Consider the following 20,037-nt stretch of genomic DNA (forward strand, 5'->3'; position numbering starts at 1 on the left):
GGCGTATGCACAGAATCTGCGGGAAATTCCGTGATTGAGGATGACATATGAGTAAAGTCAGCGTGGTAATTCCGTGTTACAACAGCATAAAGTTTATCGGAGCATGTATTAAGAGTCTTAGGAAGCAGACTTTTAAGGATTTTGATGTTATTATTGTCAATAACGGCTCGACGGATGGAAGCGCGGATTATGTTCGAAGAGAGTTTCCTGAGGTTAAGCTTATCGATCTACCTAAAAACACAGGTTTTTCGTGTGCGGTAAATACGGGAATCAAGGCTTCGGATTCGGAGTATGTTTTCCTTCTTAATGATGACACGGTCTGTGATGAGCACGCTATCGAGGCTCTTGTGGCTTCCATGGAAAAGAACAAGAGAGCTTTTGCGGTTCAGGCCAAGATGCTTCAGATGAAGCATCCGGAGCTTATCGACGACAGCGGAGATTATTACTGTGCGCTCGGATGGGCGTTTTCACCAGGGCGCGATAAGGATGAGAGTAAATTTAAGAAGAAAGCTCTTTTGACAAGTGCTTGCGCAGGGGCGGCTTTATACAGAAGATCGCTTTTTGCGGAAGATAAGGTCGGGCTTTTTGACGAAGCGCATTTTTGCTATCTTGAGGATGTTGATATCGGCTACAGGGCTAGGCTCAAGGGCTATGAGAATATATGCGAGCCCGGGGCGGTTGTATATCATGAAGGTAGCGGCAGCAGCGGTTCGAGGTACAATTCTTTTAAGGTTGAACTTACAGCCGCGAATAACTTATACTTAATGTATAAGAACATGCCGTTTTTGCAGATACTTATCAATCTGCCGCTTATTGTCATAGGCATTTTGATCAAGCATGCTTTTTATACGAAGAGAGGGCTTGGAAGAGCGCATCTTAAGGGATTACGTAAGGGCGTTTCCAAGATATTTAAAAATACAGAGAAGAAAGTTAGTTTCGGGAAGAAAGAACTGCGGGGGTGCGTGAAGATGCAGCTTGAGCTGTGGATCAATATCGCAAGGCGGTTTGGAGCAACTGGTGCATGATAAAGGATAATCAGGTACATCTTAACAGAGCGCATGTAATAGTCGACGCACTTTTGGTGGCGGCTTCTTATATTGTCGCATATTTTTTGAGATTTGAAGTATTTTGGGGCGACAGGCCAAAGACCGGTATTCTTCCGATGCGCACATATTTTATGGCGCTGTATTTTTTGGTGCCGGGCTATATCTTTATTTACTACATGGTACAGCTCTACACTTCGAGAAGAGCGCGCAGACTGTGGAATGAGATCGTTGATATCGGTAAGGCCAATATCATCGGAATGATCGCATTCTGGCTTGTTTTGTTCTTTTATAAGCAGGTTCATTTCTCCAGAGGAATGATGGCTATCTTCTTCGTGCTTAATACGACGACAACTTCTTTTGCGCACATGATGCTGCGTAAATTCCTGCGTTTTATAAGAAAACAGGGCTATAACCTCAAGCATATCCTTCTTGTCGGCTATTCAAGGGCTGCGGAAGGCTATATCAGCAGGATCTTGGATAATCCTCAGTGGGGCTATGTGATCTCCGGAATTCTTGATGATTTTGTGCCGATAGGAACCAGCTATCATGGCGTCGAGGTAATCGGAGAGATCAATCAGCTAGCACAGTATCTTGAGAAGCACAGCTACGACGAGATCACCATAACGCTTCCTCTTAATGATTACGACAGACTTGAGGAGCTTGTTGCGCAGTGCGAGAAGTCGGGCGTTCACACCAAGTTCATTCCGGATTATTCATCTCTTTTCCCCAGCAATCCGTTTACTGAGGATGTTCAGGGACTTCCGGTTGTTAATATCAGATACGTGCCGCTTACCAACTCGTTTAATAAGCTTTGTAAAAGAGTTGTCGACATCATCGGTTCCATTATCGCGATCATTATTTTTGCACTTCCGATGCTCGCCGCAGCGATTGCCATCAGGCTTACAAGCAAGGGACCCGTTATCTTCAAGCAGGAGAGAGTGGGACTTGGCGGTCAGAACTTTATGATGTATAAGTTCAGAACCATGGAGGTTCAGTCGGAAAAAGAGGAAAAGAAGGGCTGGACGACCAAGGGTGATCCGAGAGTTACCAATGTCGGAAGGTTCCTTAGAAGAACGAATATTGATGAGCTTCCTCAGCTCTTTAATATATTATTCGGTCAGATGTCCCTTGTCGGACCAAGACCCGAGAGACCGCAGTTTGTCGAGAAATTCAAGGAGCAGATTCCTCGCTACATGGTCAAGCATCAGGTTCGTCCGGGACTTACCGGTTGGGCGCAGATCAACGGATACAGAGGAGATACTTCTATCCGCAAGCGAATTGATTACGATATTTATTACATTGAGAACTGGTCGATGGCATTCGACATAAAGATAATAATAGGTACGTTTTTGCACGGTAATAAGAACGCATATTGATGATATTTTCAAGTGCTGTAACAGTAATACTGTTACAGCACTTGTATTATTTTGGGTTTTGTGGCAAAATGTATGGGGTGTGCGCTGCACTTTAAGCGCAAATATTAGGAAAGTTGGGAATAGGAGAAAATAAAAATGTCAAATCGAGACGATGAATTTTATGGCAGAGATGGCAGAAGACCTACTCGAAGAGATGACAGATATAGAGATGACAGACCTGTAAGAAGATCGTCAGACAGATATGATGATTACGAGGATAGGCCCGTTAGAAGAAGATCATACGATGAGCGTGATGATTACGCTTCATCTCGTAGAAGTGCATCAAGAGCAGGCGGTTCTGCATCAAGAGGAGGCGCTCGCAGAGGCGGCTCAAGAAACGGTTCAGGTAAAAAGAAGAACAACAAGGCTCTTGTCTTACTGGTAGTTGAAGTACTTGTAGCAGCTTTATTGGTTGTTTTTGCTTACAGCTTCTTTGTAAAGATGGGTGCTACCAAGGTTGGTAAGGTTAACCTTGATGAGGAAGCAATTTCCAAGTCAATCAGTGAGAACGTTGCAACCAATAAGCAGATGAAGGGTTATACCAATATCGCACTTTTTGGTGTTGATTCACGTGAAGGACAGCTTACCAAGAAGACAAGATCGGATACGATCATTATCGCTTCAATCAATAATGAGACAGGCGATATCAAGCTTTGCTCTGTTTACCGTGATACTTATCTTAACCTCAGTAACGATTCATATACCAAGTGTAATGCGGCATATGCAGAGGGTGGCCCCATGCAGGCTATCTCAATGCTTAATATGAACCTTGACCTTGATATCAAGGACTTTATTACAATCGGATTCAGAGGACTTACTGATGTAGTTGATGCTCTCGGCGGTGTCGAGATCGAGATCACAGAGGATGAGATCACTCACCTTAATAACTATCAGGCATCAATGGCTACAGAGCTCAAGATGGATTACAAGCCCGTAGAATCAGCAGGTATGCAGACACTTAACGGTCTTCAGGCAACAGCTTATTGCCGTATCAGATATACAAAGGGTGATGACTTTAAGCGTGCCGAGAGACAGAGAACAGTGCTTATGGCTTGCCTTGAGAAAGCTAAGGGTATGAGCCCCGACAAGCTTGAGGAAATAGCAAATAAGGCGTTCAATGAGACATATACTTCACTTGATCTTGTTGATATCATTGCACTTCTTAAGAATATTACCAAGTACAATGTTGTAGACAACAACGGATTCCCTGAGGAAAGCATGCGTACTACAGGTACTATCGGTAAGAAGGGTAGCTGCGTAGTTCCCAAGGACCTTGACAGCAACGTTAAGTGGCTCCACGAGTTCTTGTTTGAAGACTCTGCTTATGAGATATCTTCTGATGTTCAGAAATACAGTGATAAGATTAAGTCAGATACAAGTGCGTACGTGAACTGAGAATAATTAAACTCATGGTTATTGAGGGGCGGGTTCTGTATGAGCACGCCCCTTTTTTATCCAATATCATTTGCGTTCGAGGTTAGCGATGCAAACAGTTGATGTAATTATACCTACTTACAAACCTGATATATCTCTTTTTACCCTGATCGAGGATCTCGAGAAGCAGTCACATTCTCCCGAGCACATCATCATTGTGAATACGGAAGAGAAGTACTGGAACGAGTTAAAAGAAAAATCGGGTGTTGATATTACTGCGAAATTTGACAACATCATAGTGAGGCATGTATCCAAAAAAGAGTTTGATCACGGCGAGACGAGAAATCTCGGAGTCTCTCTTTCAAATGCAGAGTTCTTTCTCATGATGACTCAGGATGCATTTCCAAGGGACAAGGTACTTATATCGAGTCTCGTTAAGTCTTTTGACAGTGATTCGGCTGCGGCTTATGCAAGACAGTATCCCAAATCGGATTGCAATCTTGCCGAGAGATATTCGAGGAAGTTCAATTATCCGAACGAGCCTATGAAGAAGACTCAGAAGGATGTTGGGAGGCTTGGGATCAAGACATATTTTTGTTCCAATGTATGTGCCATGTACAAAAGAGAAGTCTATGACAAGATAGGCGGATTTACCCATAAGACTATTTTTAACGAGGATATGGTGTATGCCGGAACGGCTTGTCAGATGGGATATGCGATCATGTATGTTCCTGAGGCGGGTGTCATTCATTCTCACAACTATACGTACATGCAGCAGTTCCACAGGAACTTTGATCTCGGTGTTTCACAGACGGATCATCCGGAGATCTTCGGTGCGATCAAGTCGGAGACTGAGGGCAAAAAAATGGTCAGACAGACCATCGATCATTTCAAGAACATCGGTAAGCCGTATCTTATACCCGATTATGTGATCATGTGCGGTTTCAGATGGCTTGGATACAAACTGGGAAGAAATTATAAGAAGCTTCCCCGGAAACTGGTAATTGGTTTTTCAATGAATAAAGAGTACTGGAAGTAGTACTTGGAGAAAAAGATGGAATTGGATCTTGCGGGAAGCAATATTAATATATCTGATGATATAAACTCCTGGGAAGAAGTTAATCTTCTCTATAATTCTGCGCTTAAGCAGATAAGGACCAAGATTGAGATCCTCAATGAGGAGTTTCAGGAGGTTCACAGATATAATCCCATAGAGCACATTAAGTTCAGGCTGAAAGAGCCTGAGAGCATAGTTAAAAAACTCAGAAGGAACGGATACGAGTCGACCATAGCCAATATGGTGCGTTATGTCAATGATATCGCGGGTATTCGTATTATCTGTTCATTTACTTCCGATATATACAGGATTGCCGAGATGATCAGCAATCAGAAGGATATCCAGGTGCTTACCATCAAGGATTATATTATGAATCCCAAGGCGAGCGGATACAGAAGCTATCATATGATAGTTTCCATTCCTGTTTATCTTTCGGACAGGATAGTCAACGTCAAAGTTGAGATACAGATCAGAACCGTAGCGATGGATTTCTGGGCTTCACTCGAGCACAAGATTCAGTATAAATTCGAATCAAAGGCTCCGGCCCACATCAATTCAGAGCTATACGAGTGCGCAAGAATGGTAGCGGATCTCGATGCACGTATGTTGTCGCTTAATGATGAAATTCAGGCGATATCTGAGGGAAGAAAGGAAATGTGAGACGGACTCTTTTGAGTCAAGACTCGAAATGGGGCATAAAAAAATCCCCATAACATGAGGAGTGGGTAGACACGTTTCCGCACCTACCCTATTATGAAAAAATCTATCTTTTGTTTTAGGTTTGCCGCTTGTTCATCGGCTGTAAGAATAATATACATGGAGAATGTGAACAAAGTATGAACGCGGTATGAATAAAGGGTAAAAGTGCATAATGAAGCTCTTTTTTCTAATATCATCTTGTCTAAATTGCACAATAAATGTTAAGCTATATTGTACGCTAATGAGGGGAGATGTGCTTTGTGTTTGGAGGAAAAGTCATGGATAGCATAATGGACAAAATCGCAGAAAAGATCAGTGCTCAGGACCTTATCAGAGCCAATTCACAGGCAGAGACTGCAGAGGCAGCGCGTATTAAGCAGGAAGCCGAGCAGTACAGACGTCAGCTTGAAGAGATCAGGAATAATGACAAGGATTACAGACAGCAGCTTGATGAGTATATGAAGCAGAACAGGGATTATTCCGAGGATTTCGAAGATATCAAGGACAAGATTTCGCAGAATGATCAGAAGATTCATGATATAGGTGTTCAGACCTATCGTAATGTTCAGGCCGTGGTTGAGAAATCAGGCAACAAGACGATGGAAGAACTTAAGGAAATAGAGAGAAGAGTTGAAACGGTTACCGCCATTTCGGAGAATAAGAACGGCGGTCTTATGCCCGTTGTTATTATCACTCTTATTATTTCAGCAGCGGATCTCATTATTAATGTTTTGAGACTCCTGGGGATTATTTGACTAAATTAGGAAAGATTTTTTTACTGTTATGAAGTTTGGAAATACAGTTTTTCACAATAAGATTAAAATATGGTTTTTGCACAGCGCTCTTTTTGTAATAGTGCTGTGGATATTGTTCATGCCCAGCATGGTGACTTATCGCAAGGGTGGCAACAACTACTTTACCGTCAAGCTTAATGACGTTGTTGTAGGACACGCAGGCTCCAAAGGTGATGCGTATGCCGCTTACAGAAAGGCGAGAAGACTGTTCGCGGTCGGAACAGAGGAGCTTACTCTTTCAGACTCCGACATGACTATCGAGGGCAAGAACGTCACCTGGGGCGGAGTGGATTCCACGGATTCAATGGCTCACAAGATGGTGGACATTCTTAAGAAGAACAAGAAGTCTACCCTTAACAGGGCTTATTCTATAAAGATCAATCAATTTGCGATCAATCTTTCAAGCATAGAAGAGGTTATGCAGCTCCTTGATTCGTCTATTACCAAATACGACGAGGAGCAGAAGTTTGACGTCAAGCTTATCTTGGATCCCACCAGAGAAGTTAATGTCCTTACTCCGCAGGTTGTCAACAAAGAGGAAGCGCAGAAGGAAGAAGAAAGTGCCGAGAATCAAATGCCTGAGGCAGGTTTTTCATCCTTTGTTACCGAGGAGTTCAACAAGGCTGCGCCTCTTGCGTATGATAAGGATTTCTCTGATTACAAGCTCGGTCTTATTGACATTGATTTTGGAGACAAGGTTGAGATCGTTGAGAGTTATCTTCCCGATGAGGAGATCAGCGATCTGAATACAGCGATAGAAGAAGTTACCAGGGATAAAGAGACACCGACGATCTACGAGGTTCAAAGAGGTGATGTACTTGGAACAATTGCGGAGAAGTTTAATCTGTCGGTTGATGATCTCGTTAAGATGAATGAGACTCTCAATGATGAAAATACTATGATCCGAGACGGCGATGAGCTTAAGGTTAATGTTCCTATGCCTTTGCTTTCCGTCAACTATACTATCGAGGAGTACTACGAGGAAGACTACGAGGCAGAAGTTCAGTATGTCGATAACGATTCCTGGTATACGACAGAGACCAAGGTCCTTCAGGAACCTTCTGCAGGACACCGTAAGGTTGTTGCTAAGAGAAGCTATACAAATAGCGACGTTACGGGCACCGAGATAGAAAAAGAAGAGATTACATATAAGGCAGTTCCCAAGATCGTTGAGAGAGGAACAATTGTGCCTCCTACATATATTAAGCCTATTTCCGGCGGACGACTTACTTCCGGATTCGGTAAGAGAAACAGACCTACCAAGGGAGCAAGCTCTTTCCACAAGGGAGTCGACTGGGCAACACCTGTCGGAACAGCAGTCATGGCATCTTCATCAGGTACGGTTACGAGAGCCGGATGGGGAAGCGGATACGGATACTGCGTATATATCAGACACCCTGACGGAAAAGAGACCAGATACGGCCATCTGTCCAAGGTACTCGTTAAGGTGGGACAGAGTGTCGATCAGGGACAAAAGATAGCTCTTTCCGGTAATACCGGTGTATCGACCGGACCTCATCTTCACTTTGAGATCCTGGTCGGCGGATCACAGGTAAATCCGCTTAATCTTCTTAATTAAAGGTATTTGATCGGTATGGGCGGTCTTATGGCTGTTCATACCGACTTTTTTGACAGGGGTATGGTAATGTGCTATTAATATATTTTGGTTGAGTATGTTTTTTCTCATACAATACTTAGACCAAGCAGAGAGGCTGCATATGGAAAAATATGTGATAAAAGGCGGCAATTCTCTCGTTGGTGAGGTGGAGATAGGCGGAGCTAAGAATGCTGCATTACCTATCATCGCTGCTTCACTTATGACAGATGAGACCGTTACTATAGAAAATATGCCTGATGAAGCTGATACCAATGTCATGCTTCAGGCCATAGAGAGCGCCGGTGCCATTGTTGATAGGACCGGAGCACATTCCGTTAAGATCAATGCTTCACAGATCAAGGGATATACCTTCGATAACGAATATATCAAGAAGATCAGAGCTTCTTATTATTTCCTTGGAGCGCTTCTTGGTAAATGCAGAAAGGCCGGAGTTGTTCCTCCCGGAGGATGCAGTATCGGTCTTCGCCCTATGGACCAGCATATCAAGGGCTTTAAAGCGCTTGGTGCAGAGGTCAATATCGAATACGGAATAATTGATGTTCACGCCGATAAGCTTGTCGGAAGCCATATTTATCTCGACGTAGTAAGTGTCGGAGCTACCATCAATATCATGATGGCGGCTTGTATGGCAGAGGGTAAGACCATCCTTGAGAATGCGGCTAAGGAGCCTCACGTAGTTGATGTGGCTAACTTCCTCAACAGTATGGGTGCCGATATCAAGGGCGCAGGTACTGATGTTATCAGGATTAAGGGTGTTGAGAAGCTTCACAGCACGGAATATGCGATCATTCCCGATCAGATCGAGGCAGGTACATTTATGCTTGCTGCGGCTGCAACAAAGGGTGATATTACTATAAAGAACGTAATTCCCAAGCACTTGGAATCTATCAGCGCCAAGCTTGTTGAGATGGGATGCCAGATTCATGAGTCTGACGATGCGGTCAGAGTTGTGGCGACCAAGAGACTTAACAATACTCATGTTAAGACGCTTCCTTATCCGGGATTTCCTACGGATATGCAGCCACAGATCGCGGTTGCGCTCGGACTTGCAAGTGGTATCAGTATTGTTACCGAGAGCATTTTTGAGAACAGATTTAAATACGTTGATGAACTCACACGTATGGGAGCAAGCATCAAGGTTGAGGGTAGCACGGCTATCATAGAAGGTGTAGATAAGTACACAGGAGCAGCTATTTCGGCTCCCGACCTTAGAGCAGGTGCTGCACTTGTTATCGCGGCTCTTACAGCTGAGGGTATCTCAACGGTTGAGAATATTCATTACATTGAGCGAGGCTATGAAGACTTTGATCTTAAGCTCCGCGAACTCGGTGCTCAGATCGAGAAGGTCGACAGCGAGTATGATACACAGAAGTTTAAATTAAAAAATGCCTAATAAGGTCAGAATAAAATGGCGTAAAGATACCCCGGCAGGATTACCTGTCGGGGTTTTGTATTTGAAAGTATTTAGATGATCTCTTTTATATATACTCCCAGGCATTTGGAAAGGTCGATGTAGTCATCGCCCACCTTGATCGTCGGGCGTGAGAGCTTCATCTTGTTGATGAAGATGATCTCACCGACTTCGCCGGTGTTGAGCTTTACGGTGTTAAGGATATAGGTATTTACTATGTTTGTCAGGAAGGCAAGTATCATTTCCGCATCATATTTCTGGAAGCCTTCGTCTTCAAACATTGATATAGCGATGAACGGACACAGCGGTCCGCGGTAGTATCTTGCGCTTGTCATTGCATCATAGACATCTGCGATGGCAACGAGCTTGGCGAACTTATCAATCTGCGGTCCCTGAAGATGATAAGGATATCCGGAGCCGTCGCATCTTTCGTGATGCATGAGGCAGGCATTCTTTACATGAGCGCTGATATCCAGATCTTTTATGCTTTGATAGCCCTGTATCGGATGAGTCTTTACTATTGTGTATTCATCCTGTGTGAGCTTGGCGGGCTTTGTTATGATCGCTTCGGGGATCAATATCTTTCCGATATCATGGAATAGACCTGCCTGAGTTGCAACCTCTATTTCTGTATCACTCCACCTTAGCCACTGTGCAAGTATGTTTGAGATAAGCGCAACGTTTATGCTGTGAGTAAAAGTTGCGTCATCGTAGGTCCTTAGGTTGTGGAGCATATCGAATACGCCCGATGCCGTGCGTTCTTTTTCAAGAAGACCATAGATCGGAGCTGTCATATCGCTTATGTTGAGGTCTTCGTTGTTGGCCAAAATATCTTTTATCGTGTGCTCGAAATTGGCGGCACACTCTTCAAAGTCGTGTTTAAATTCAATAAATTCAGGGGATTGTTTGATGCGCTCAGAATAAGAAAGCCCCGCGTTTGGAGTAGAGTCTTCGGATGAAATTTCAACAAGGTCATCTTCAACAAGAACATCGATAACGGAATGAAACGCAAGTCTTGCAATTTCTTTCTCGTCAAGAACGGTTCCTTTTTCCAAAAGTGTAGTAGTGGAGTCAAAAGTATGAACATCATTTGCCAGCACCATTCCGGGTGCAAGCTGCCTGGTAAGAATTCTCTTCATATAATCCTCATAGCGGCACATTTCTACAAAATAGTGATAAGTAAATTATAGTTTTGCACACAGTGTTTGTCAAACAATTAGCGGTTTTTCGACTGTCAAAAAAGCTTGCGAAATTGAGAAAAATTTGATTGACACTTTTGGCTATTGGGACTAACATAACTCTAGAAAAAATAATTCTTCGGGGCAGGGTGAGATTCCCAACCGGCGGTAAAGTCCGCGACCCGCTTAGGCGGCTGATTTGGTGAGATTCCAAAACCGACAGTACAGTCTGGATGAGAGAAGAATGCAAGATGTTTGCTATGCTCGATTATTGTCCCCAAGTCTTTTTGGCTTTGGGGATTTTTCTTTTTCCTTCCCCGAAAAAAGGAGAATGTATGAAACTTATAACCAACATCATGACCGACTTCGCGCGTTTTGGTGCGCTTATGGTCATTATTCTTTTGACTTTTGTCATTGCTTATCTTTTTGAAAAGATCGCAAAGATAAAACAGGGTGATAACACAAGAGTCCTTGATGTAAGGAAGCTTGCAATCATAGGTGTTTTCTCGGCTATAGCTTTCGGACTTATGCTTTTTGAATTCCCGCTTCCGTTTGCACCTTCGTTCTATGAGTTTGATTTTAGCGATATCCCCGCACTCATCGGTGGATTTGCGGCAGGACCTCTTGCAGCAGTCATGATCGAATTCATCAAGGTTCTTATGAACTTGATCTTCCAGGGAACCAATACAGCTTTTGTCGGAGAAATAGCAAACTTTGTTGTCGGTGCTGCTTTTGTTCTTCCCGCAACGATCATCTACAGATTTAAAAAGACACGTAAGACGGCGTTTCTCGGTTGTCTTTGCGGTGCGCTTTGTATAACAGTTACCGGCTCTTTGCTTAATGCTTATTTCCTTCTTCCTACATTTGCGGCTATGTGGGGAAGCGGTATTGATACATTTATAGGTATGGGTGCGGAGATCAATCCCGCCATCAACAATCTGCTTACGTTCTGCCTTTTCGCAGTTGCTCCTTTTAACCTTTTAAAGGGAGTTGTTGATAGTATAGTTACTTTCTTGGTATACAAGAAACTCAGCCCGATACTTAAACACGGTTTCAATAAGCCGGCACAGAATAATAACAAAAAAGAAGCCTAAGCGGCTTCTTTTTTTTACATGTTTTTGCCATACACCACTAACAATGGTATATTAAAAGTGGTGTATTATGATAAGCGAGAGGACATTATGGAGATAGTTACTAGGCACGAGACGTTCAGTGCGCAGGAAACCTTTGATATAGGTAAAAGAATCGGAGAGAATGCAACTCCCGGAATGGTCTATACTTTGATAGGCGATCTAGGCGTAGGAAAGACGGTTCTTACGCAAGGTGTTGCGGCGGGACTTGGGATACACGGACCTGTTAGCAGCCCTACTTTTACAATATTACAGGTGTACGACGAGGGCAGAATTCCTTTTTACCATTTTGATGTATACAGAATAGGTGACGTCAGCGAGATGGATGAGATCGGCTATGAGGACTATTTTTACGGAGACGGCGTCTGCTTCATAGAGTGGGCGAACCTCATTGAAGAGATCCTTCCCGAGCACTACACCGAGATCGTGATAGAGAAGAACCTTGAAAAAGGCTTCGACTATCGCCTTATAACAATGACTTCCAGGTGAAAAATGAAGATACTTGCAATTGATACATCGGGACTTGTGGGAGCTGTCGCAGTTTCGGACGGCGACATATTGCTTTCACAGTTTTCGATACAATATAAAACTACACATTCAGAGATACTTATGCCGATGCTTGATGACATCAGGGAAAAGGTACACCTTGATCTTAAGAGCATCGATGCTATAGCTGTGGCGATGGGGCCCGGCTCTTTTACGGGACTGCGCATAGGAAGTGCAACAGCCAAGGGACTTGCGCTTGCGCTCGATAAGCCGATCATCCCGATACCTACCGTTGACGGCATAGCATATAATCTCTACGGAGTTGAAAAGATAATATGTCCTATGATGGATGCCAGAAGGGGCCAGGTGTATACCGGCCTTTATACTTTTGTGCCTTGCAAGGGTGAGGGCGAAAGCTGCGAGCAGACCTTTGAGATGCAGGTTATAAACGAGCAGATGGCGACATCAGTTGAAGATATTGCGGAGAAGATCAATGCGATCGGAAAGCCCGTAGTTCTTTTAGGCGACGGAGTTCCTGTTTACAGGGACAAGCTGGATAAGCTTATAAAGGTTCCGTATTCACTTGCTCCTTTCCATCAGAACAGGCAGAATGCGGCAGCTCTTGCTGCACTTGCGATTCAGTATGCAAATGAAGGTCGGATGATAAGCGGAGATGATTTTGCTCCCGAATATCTGAGACTCTCTCAGGCAGAGAGGGAAGCAAGCGAGAAAGGAACCAATTCTTCCGCTTCGGAAAAGAAATCCAAAGAGCGGGGGAACCCGGGAATAATCAGAGTCAGCGAGATGACGGCGGAAGATGTTTCCGATGCCGCGGCTTTGGAAGCTCTTTATCTCGGAAAAGAGGCATGGTCGGAGAAGCAGCTTCTTGAAGCGCTTTCTCTTGATGACACGATATATCTTGTTGCAAAGAAAGCCGGCAGAGTAGTGGGACTGTGCGGAGTTCGAAATGTGTCGGGTGACGGTGAAGTTACCAATGTGTCCGTTTCGGGCGACTGCAGAAGAGAGGGCGTCGGCTATAAGATGGTCAAACAGCTTCTTGAAAGAGGAAAAGGGATCGGCATCGAGAACTATACTCTTGAAGTAAGAGCAGGAAATGCCGCTGCCATAAGACTTTATGAGAAGCTTGGATTCGTCAGCGAGGGCGTGAGACCCGGATTCTACGACGAGCCAAAAGAAGACGCTGTAATATATTGGAAAAGGAACTGATTTATGATAGATGTTTGTTTGCTTGGAACCGGCGGAATGATGCCGCTTCCAAACCGTTTACTTACTTCGCTTTTTGTTAAGTACAACGGACGAGGAATATTGATAGATAGCGGAGAGGCTACCCAGATCGCGATGAAGAAGAAGGGTATCAGCTCCAAGCCCATAGATGTTATCTGTTTTACTCATTACCACGCAGATCACATCAGCGGCCTGCCGGGACTTCTTTTAACAATGGGAAATGCCGAGAGAACGGAGCCGCTTTTGATGATTGGCCCCAAGGGACTTGAAAGAGTTGTGAATTCGCTCAGAGTCATTGCTCCCGAGCTTCCGTTTGAGATTAAGTTCAAGGAACTTACGGGAGACGAGGTCTCTTTTGAACTTGAAGGAAATCCGGAATTTACGATTAAAGCGTTTAAGGTTAATCACAACGTTATCTGCTACGGCTATACTATGAGCCTTAGAAGACAGGGTAAGTTCAATGTTGAGGCCGCAACCGAGGCCGGAATTGACAGGAAGTATTGGAATGCGCTGCAAAAGGGTGATACGGTAACGCTTGATGACGGCACAATCTATACGCCCGACATGGTGCTCGGCGAAGAGAGAAAGGGCATCAAGCTTACTTACACGACAGATACAAGACCTACGGACAGCATAGTTAATAACGCGAAAGATTCAGATCTTTTCATATGTGAGGGAATGTACGGAGAGAAAGACAAGATCGCGAAGGCACGTGAGCACAAGCACATGACGTTTTACGAGGCAGCGGATCTTGCAAGGAAAGCGGGCGTAAAAGAGCTGTGGCTTACGCATTACAGCCCGTCGCTTGTTAATCCGAAGGAGTTTTTACCTGAGACCAAAAAGATATTTGATAAGACGGTTGCCGCTAAGGACGGCCGCAGCGTGACACTTAGATTTGAAGATTAAGGCTAGAGGGGGAAATGAGATGAACGGTACAAAATCAGCAGTTATCAAGTCGGTGGTATTGATCTTTTTTGCAGCTCTTATCGTTCTTGGAATGTATCTTCTTTTAACAAGAAACAAGGAAAAAGAGCCTAAGTATGACGAGAGTTATGCGCTTTCATCGGTGGATGAGATAACAACGACCAATCTTGATAAGAACTATCCTGCCAATCCCAAGAAGGTTGTTGAGCTCTATGCCAAGACCATGCAGATTCTCTACAGAGAGACTTATTCCGCAGATCAGGAGCTTAAGATGATCACTGTTCTTTCGGGGCTTATGGACGATGAGCTTCTTGCCAATCAGGCCAACTTCACTCAGTCCATGAGGAATGAGGTTCAGGAGAGGAAAAAAGAAGACTACTCGATCTCAAATTATGTCGTGCTTACCAAGGATATCGATGAGACCACGGTAGACGGCAGAAAGATGTGCCATGTCGATCTTATGTATTCATTAAGAAAAGGCACTTCGGGAACTTCAATCTTAAAATATCGTTATGTCATGAGACAGGACGATGCGGGAAACTGGAAGATCATGGGATGGGATCTCGCACCAAATGATGAAGACGATAATTGACGGGAGAATTTTATGACAGAATATCATGCTGACGACTACGGGCTTTTTCCCGAGCAGAGTCGCCATATCATAGATTGCTATCATACAGGCGCGCTTAACGGCATCAGCATCATGCCTAACAGCCCTTATTTATCCGCTTGTATGGATGAGATAAAAGACATTAAGGATAAGCTTCTTATCACGGTGCACCTGAACTTCGTGGAGGGAAAGCCGATCACGGGCAGCAATGCGAGCAGACTCACCAATGCTGCCGGCAATTTTGACATCGGATTTTTGAAGCTTCTTATAATAAGTTATATTCCGGTGATCAGGCTCTTTTACAAAAAGCAGCTTGCGACCGAGATAAAAGCACAGCTTAAGGCTTGTGAGCCATATATGAATAACGGAGAGTTCAGGATCGACGGGCATGTTCATTATCACATGATCCCCGTTGTGTTTGACGCTCTTATGGATGTGCTTGGCGCCGAAGACTATAAGGTTTCTTATATAAGATTCCCCAAGGAAGTGCTTGGTGTCTATTTAAAGGCCTTTGGCAAGGTAAAAGACATTAAGCCCATAAATGTAGTCAAGTCTCTTATTTTAAACGTTCTGAGCGCGAGAAATGAGAGAAAATACGGCGAAGAGTTAAGGCGTATGGGAGTTAAGAGTAAGCTCTTTATGGGAGTTATGCTCTCGGGTCACATGTTCTATGAAAATGTGATGGCTTGCCTTCCTTATCTTGGCGATGTGCTTGCGGATAAGGGCGAGAGTGAGGCGGAGCTTTTGTTCCATCCGGGAGACGTGTCTGTACCCGAGGATATAAAGTGCCTTACGAGCAAGGACGACTATGAGTTCCTTACTTCCGCAAACAGGGAAAAAGAGGCGAAGGCTCTTAAGAAGCTCGGAAGCAATTTAAAACGCTGAGAGATGCTTTAGCGAATCAGATTTGGCGTTTTGGTATTTAAATGAAGGATAGATATGGAAATAAACAAGAACGTTGAGGATGACGGCGTCATCTTCATGTCGATAAAAGATAAAGATAAAAAAGAAGATATTAAGGTGGACGATTCGGTAGGCGATGAGGATGTGACGATCCTTGCGATCGAGAGTTCATGTGATGAGACTGCGGCGGCTGTCGTGCGAAACGGAAGGGAAGTTTTGTCTAACATCATTTCTTCCCAGATCGCGCTTCACACGGTGTATGGCGGCGTGGTGCCTGAGATTGCGTCCAGAAAGCATGTTGAGAAGATGAACGGCTGCATTCGCGCAGCGCTTTCTGAGGCGAAGCTTACTTTGGATGATATAGATGCAGTTGCCGTAACTTACGGGCCCGGGCTCGTAGGTGCGCTTTTAGTCGGCGTTTCTGAGGCTAAAGCAATCTCTTTTGCCACGGGAAAGCCTCTTATCGGCGTGCATCACATTGAAGGTCATATCAGCGCCAATTTTATCGAGAATAAAGAGCTGAAGCCTCCGTTCATGTGCCTTGTCGTATCGGGCGGACATTCTCACCTTGTGGTCGTTAAGGACTACGGCGAGTATGAAATCGTCGGACAGACCAGAGACGATGCGGCGGGAGAAGCTTTTGACAAGGTTGCGAGGGCGATAGGACTCGGATATCCCGGCGGCCCCAAGATCGATGCGGCGGCCAAGAAGGGTAACCCCGATGCGTTCACTTTCCCTCAGGCTAAGATAGCCGATGCGGAATACGATTTTTCTTTTAGCGGACTTAAGTCGGCGGTGCTTAATTATATAAACCAGGCCAAGATGCAGGGACAGGAGCTTGATGCAAATGATGTGGCGGCTTCTTTCCAGAAGGCTGTTGTCGAGGTGCTGGTAGGTCACGCCATCAGAGCCTGCAAGGAGTACAAGATAAACTCTCTGGCCATTGCCGGAGGTGTTGCGTCCAATACGGCGCTTCGCGAGCTTATGGAAAAAGAGTGTAAGGCTAATAATATAAGTTTCTACAAGCCTTCGCCCGTTCTTTGCACGGACAACGCCGCAATGATAGGTGCTGCGGCTTACTACGAATACAAAAAGGGAAAGCGCTTCGGGCTGAATCTAAACGCTGTTCCGAATCTTCCGTTGGGAGACAGGGAGAGGCGTTATCACGCGGGAAGGTGATCATATGAAGACTGTAGCTATAGTTCTTGCGGCCGGCAGCGGCAGCAGGATGAAATCCGATGTAAAAAAACAATACCTTGATATCGGCGGAAAGCCGCTCATCTACTATTCGTTAAAGGCTTTTGAAGAGAGTATCATAGATGACATCGTGCTTGTTGTATCAAGGGGCGATGTTGATTATGTGAAAAAAGAGATCGTGGAGAAGTTTGGCTTTGACAAGGTAAAAGCCGTTGTCGAGGGCGGACTTTACAGATATCACAGCGTGCGTCTCGGACTTGAAGCGGCGGACGCCGACTGCGATTATGCTTTTATCCACGACGGGGCAAGACCATTTATCGACAACGATATCATAATGAGGGCGCTTCATGCGGTGAAGGAATTCGGCGCGTGCGTAGTGGGTATGCCCGCAAAAGATACCATCAAGATCGCTGACGACAAAGGCTTTGCGGAGTCAACGCCCAACAGGGATAAGGTATGGATGGTGCAGACACCCCAGGTCTTTTCATATAAGACGATACTCGAGCTGTACAGACGCCTCGACAGGGAAGAAGGCGAGCTCATGGCAAAGGGAATAAACATAACCGACGATGCCATGGTCTGCGAGTATTATTCCGACCAAAAGATAAGGCTGGTAGAGGGTTCGTACAACAATATCAAGATCACAACGCCCGAGGATATTGCGGTTGCGGAAACGATATTGGGTAATAAGGATAATTAAGGAGAACCGAAATGGGGAAGTTTATAGAGAAACATGAGAAGCTTTTTAAGTTTCTTTTGATAATAGGAATAGCTTGTGTGATTGTGCCGATCTTGATCGCATGCAACTACACATATCTGTGCGAGGATGATTTTAGTTTTGAAGGCGGAGCAAAAGACCTTGTGAGGGACTACGGATCATCGCTTGTCGGCGCTGCGGTGAGAACGCGCGAGTACTACAATACCAATCAGGGAACATATCTTTTCACCTACTTGGTCAGCTTTATCAGGGCTTATTCCAGATGGGGCAACCCCGGCTTTCATGTTTTTATGACGCTGAATGCTCTGTTGTTTATGATTATGCTGTACAAGCTTATTAAAGCGGTTGTGTCGGATGAGCTTGCTTCGTACGGAGTATTTTTGGCGGCTACGACGATGATATTTGCGATGGGCAATACCGATTGCGGTAAAGAGCTTTTTTTCTGGTATACCGGCGGCCTTAACTTTACGCTGGAATATTGGCTTTCTTTTGCGACGGCTGCTTGTCTTATAGCATATATGCGTATGGAGAAGGGCATTAAGAAGAATCTTGTGCTGGCGCTCAGCTGCTTTACAGCCATTCTTGCAAGCGGCGGATCTCTTAATCTGACTTCTTTTAACTGTTCCGTTATTCTTGCTGTTCTCATATTTTCTTTTGATAAGGTAAAAAAGAATGTGTTGACGGCGCTTCCTTTTGTATTTGCACTTATCGGTGCGATCATTAACGTTGTTGCACCCGGTAATTTTGTCAGATCTGAGGACGGCCTTAAAGAAGGACACAGCACACTTGCAGACGGAATCAGAGATACGTTTACATGTTGTTTATCCGAGGATAAGGTTCTTTTTACAAGTAAAGTCTTTCTTATAATGCTGGCGTTTGTGTTTGCGGTATGTGTTATCAGAAAGGTCAAAGTAAAAAGAAACGGTGAGATGAGTCATGTTTGGCTTATTGTCAGTCTTTTAGGAACAGCGGTTGTCAGATTCTTTACCATGTTTCCAATTGCGTACGGCTATCATGAGGGAACAATGGTCAACATGCGTACAACATGCGCGTATGAGATTACGGCTAAGCTGATGTATATCTTGTTTGTAATGTGTTTGGCGCAATGGGTGTGCGAGCATTTTGAGAAGAAGGCAAATCTTGTATCTTATGTTGCCTTGGCGGCGTGTGTGCTGGTTGCACTTATCGGATATCCTTCGGTAAAGGCCGAGCTTAAAGAAGGACTGAGTTATTTGGCGTATTGGGATATCAGAAGCGGTGATATGAAGGATGCGTACGCAACAAGAGAATATCTGCTTTCATCAATGGAGCTTGCGCCCGAAGGATCGGATCTTGTAATAACGGTTCCTTTGAAAGGAGCTGAATCCATGTACGGTATGGGGCTTGTAGATGATCCCGGAGATTTTAGAAACATATCGGCCGCAGGACTTTTTGATCTTAATTCCGTTTCTGTTGTTTACACTGATTGATACATCGGAAAAAAAGTTTGAAAAAGTTTGAAAACATGCTTGACATGGGAACTAAGCTTTGTTAATATAATTCTTGCGCTGCGCGAGATGCGATAGCAACTTGCACAGAGCGTTATCTCATCTGAGGTAAGATATAAGTTAACTCGGAGCGATATCGAAGCGGTCATAACGAGGCGGTCTTGAAAACCGTTTGGCGGCAACGCCACAAGGGTTCGAATCCCTTTCGCTCCGCTTTAATTATGAACACGCTGTTAATAACATACTTATGTTGTAATCAACTATTTTGCAGAAGTACTCAAGTGGTTGAAGAGACACCCCTGGAAAGGGTGCAGGTCGTTAATAGCGGCGCGAGGGTTCAAATCCCTCCTTCTGCGTTGCCTTACGCAATCAGTAAGGATCATAATTAACAAGTACCTTGACAAATAAACAGTAATGCAACCCTGAAAAATTCCAAGAGAATAATTCAGAACAAATTAGTAAATTAACGGACAGAACAAAAGCCAAGCTTAGTTTTGACCGGATCAACAATCATTATTTTAACGTGAGAGTTCGATCCTGGCTCAGGATGAACGCTGGCGGCGTGCCTAACACATGCAAGTCGAACGGAGAATTTACGCTGACGAGACTTCGGTCAAATCTTGTAAATTCTTAGTGGCGGACGGGTGAGTAACGCGTGGGCAACCTGCCTCATACTGGGGGATAGCAGTTGGAAACGACTGATAATACCGCATAAGCGCACAGCATCGCATGATGCAGTGTGAAA

At 44.5% G+C, this 20,037-nt stretch carries 18 protein-coding genes, 2 tRNA genes, 1 rRNA gene and 1 riboswitch; of the genes, 20 read left to right on the forward strand and 1 reads right to left on the reverse strand.

Going from position 1 to position 20,037, the window contains the following annotated elements; all coding sequences use genetic code 11:
* Positions 1-47: 47 nt before the first annotated feature.
* From BM377_RS10660 to BM377_RS10695, 8 genes are all read left to right on the forward strand, one after another.
* Positions 48-1,025, forward strand: a complete 978-nt coding sequence (locus BM377_RS10660) for a glycosyltransferase family 2 protein (protein WP_092247903.1) — start codon at positions 48-50, stop codon at positions 1,023-1,025.
* A complete protein-coding gene (locus BM377_RS10665; RefSeq protein ID WP_092247906.1) occupies positions 1,022-2,422 on the forward strand; it encodes an undecaprenyl-phosphate glucose phosphotransferase in 1,401 nt (466 codons plus the stop codon). The genes BM377_RS10660 and BM377_RS10665 overlap by 4 nt, the downstream gene beginning before the upstream one ends.
* Before the next feature lie 135 nt (positions 2,423-2,557).
* Positions 2,558-3,856 carry an LCP family protein gene (locus BM377_RS10670; RefSeq protein WP_092247908.1) on the forward strand — a complete coding sequence of 433 codons (1,299 nt, stop codon included), beginning with the start codon at positions 2,558-2,560 and terminating at the stop codon, positions 3,854-3,856.
* Between the two features lie 88 nt (positions 3,857-3,944).
* The gene (locus BM377_RS10675) at positions 3,945-4,874 is read left to right on the forward strand and encodes a glycosyltransferase family 2 protein (protein ID WP_092247911.1); all 930 of its coding nucleotides are present in this window, start codon (positions 3,945-3,947) and stop codon (positions 4,872-4,874) included.
* A gap of 15 nt (positions 4,875-4,889) precedes the next feature.
* Positions 4,890-5,552, forward strand: a complete 663-nt coding sequence (locus BM377_RS10680; protein ID WP_092247914.1) for a GTP pyrophosphokinase — start codon at positions 4,890-4,892, stop codon at positions 5,550-5,552.
* Between the two features lie 317 nt (positions 5,553-5,869).
* The gene (locus BM377_RS10685) at positions 5,870-6,346 is read left to right on the forward strand and encodes a hypothetical protein (protein WP_092247917.1); all 477 of its coding nucleotides are present in this window, start codon (positions 5,870-5,872) and stop codon (positions 6,344-6,346) included.
* A 118-nt stretch (positions 6,347-6,464) separates the two neighbouring features.
* A complete protein-coding gene (locus BM377_RS10690) occupies positions 6,465-7,964 on the forward strand; it encodes a peptidoglycan DD-metalloendopeptidase family protein (protein ID WP_242948151.1) in 1,500 nt (499 codons plus the stop codon).
* A gap of 139 nt (positions 7,965-8,103) precedes the next feature.
* Entirely contained in the window at positions 8,104-9,396 is a 1,293-nt protein-coding gene (locus BM377_RS10695) for a UDP-N-acetylglucosamine 1-carboxyvinyltransferase (protein WP_092247923.1), read from the forward strand.
* Positions 9,397-9,467: 71 nt separating this feature from the next.
* Here the strand turns inward: BM377_RS10695 and BM377_RS10700 are convergent, their stop codons facing one another.
* The gene (locus BM377_RS10700; RefSeq protein ID WP_177223861.1) at positions 9,468-10,553 is read right to left on the reverse strand and encodes an HD-GYP domain-containing protein; all 1,086 of its coding nucleotides are present in this window, start codon (positions 10,551-10,553) and stop codon (positions 9,468-9,470) included.
* Between the two features lie 170 nt (positions 10,554-10,723).
* Positions 10,724-10,841: riboswitch (FMN riboswitch) on the forward strand.
* A gap of 86 nt (positions 10,842-10,927) precedes the next feature.
* On the opposite strand from BM377_RS10700, the gene BM377_RS10705 reads away from it, so the two are divergent.
* From BM377_RS10705 to BM377_RS10760, 12 genes are all read left to right on the forward strand, one after another.
* On the forward strand, positions 10,928-11,686 hold the full coding sequence (locus tag BM377_RS10705; protein WP_242948152.1) for an ECF transporter S component: 759 nt from the start codon (positions 10,928-10,930) through the stop codon (positions 11,684-11,686).
* An 87-nt stretch (positions 11,687-11,773) separates the two neighbouring features.
* Positions 11,774-12,211 carry a tRNA (adenosine(37)-N6)-threonylcarbamoyltransferase complex ATPase subunit type 1 TsaE gene (gene tsaE, locus BM377_RS10710; protein WP_092247929.1) on the forward strand — a complete coding sequence of 146 codons (438 nt, stop codon included), beginning with the start codon at positions 11,774-11,776 and terminating at the stop codon, positions 12,209-12,211.
* Between the two features lie 3 nt (positions 12,212-12,214).
* Positions 12,215-13,435, forward strand: a complete 1,221-nt coding sequence (gene tsaB, locus BM377_RS16345; protein ID WP_177223862.1) for a tRNA (adenosine(37)-N6)-threonylcarbamoyltransferase complex dimerization subunit type 1 TsaB — start codon at positions 12,215-12,217, stop codon at positions 13,433-13,435.
* A 3-nt stretch (positions 13,436-13,438) separates the two neighbouring features.
* Entirely contained in the window at positions 13,439-14,359 is a 921-nt protein-coding gene (locus BM377_RS10720; protein ID WP_092247931.1) for a ribonuclease Z, read from the forward strand.
* 19 nt (positions 14,360-14,378) lie between these two features.
* Positions 14,379-14,969, forward strand: coding sequence for a DUF6715 family protein (locus tag BM377_RS10725; protein WP_092247933.1), 591 nt, complete (start codon positions 14,379-14,381; stop codon positions 14,967-14,969).
* Between the two features lie 12 nt (positions 14,970-14,981).
* Positions 14,982-15,872 carry a ChbG/HpnK family deacetylase gene (locus BM377_RS10730; RefSeq protein ID WP_092247935.1) on the forward strand — a complete coding sequence of 297 codons (891 nt, stop codon included), beginning with the start codon at positions 14,982-14,984 and terminating at the stop codon, positions 15,870-15,872.
* 96 nt (positions 15,873-15,968) lie between these two features.
* A complete protein-coding gene (tsaD, locus tag BM377_RS10735; RefSeq protein WP_242948153.1) occupies positions 15,969-17,069 on the forward strand; it encodes a tRNA (adenosine(37)-N6)-threonylcarbamoyltransferase complex transferase subunit TsaD in 1,101 nt (366 codons plus the stop codon).
* 4 nt (positions 17,070-17,073) lie between these two features.
* Entirely contained in the window at positions 17,074-17,787 is a 714-nt protein-coding gene (gene ispD, locus BM377_RS10740; protein WP_092247941.1) for a 2-C-methyl-D-erythritol 4-phosphate cytidylyltransferase, read from the forward strand.
* An 11-nt stretch (positions 17,788-17,798) separates the two neighbouring features.
* The gene (locus tag BM377_RS10745) at positions 17,799-19,274 is read left to right on the forward strand and encodes a DUF6056 family protein (protein ID WP_092247944.1); all 1,476 of its coding nucleotides are present in this window, start codon (positions 17,799-17,801) and stop codon (positions 19,272-19,274) included.
* Positions 19,275-19,419: 145 nt separating this feature from the next.
* A tRNA-Ser gene (locus BM377_RS10750) sits at positions 19,420-19,505 on the forward strand.
* Between the two features lie 54 nt (positions 19,506-19,559).
* Positions 19,560-19,648: transfer RNA gene (locus BM377_RS10755), tRNA-Ser, on the forward strand.
* Positions 19,649-19,811: 163 nt separating this feature from the next.
* Positions 19,812-20,037: ribosomal RNA gene (locus BM377_RS10760) — 16S ribosomal RNA — on the forward strand; the annotation flags it as partial.

Source organism: Butyrivibrio sp. INlla21 (assembly GCF_900116875.1).
In the GTDB taxonomy this organism is placed as follows: domain Bacteria; phylum Bacillota; class Clostridia; order Lachnospirales; family Lachnospiraceae; genus Butyrivibrio.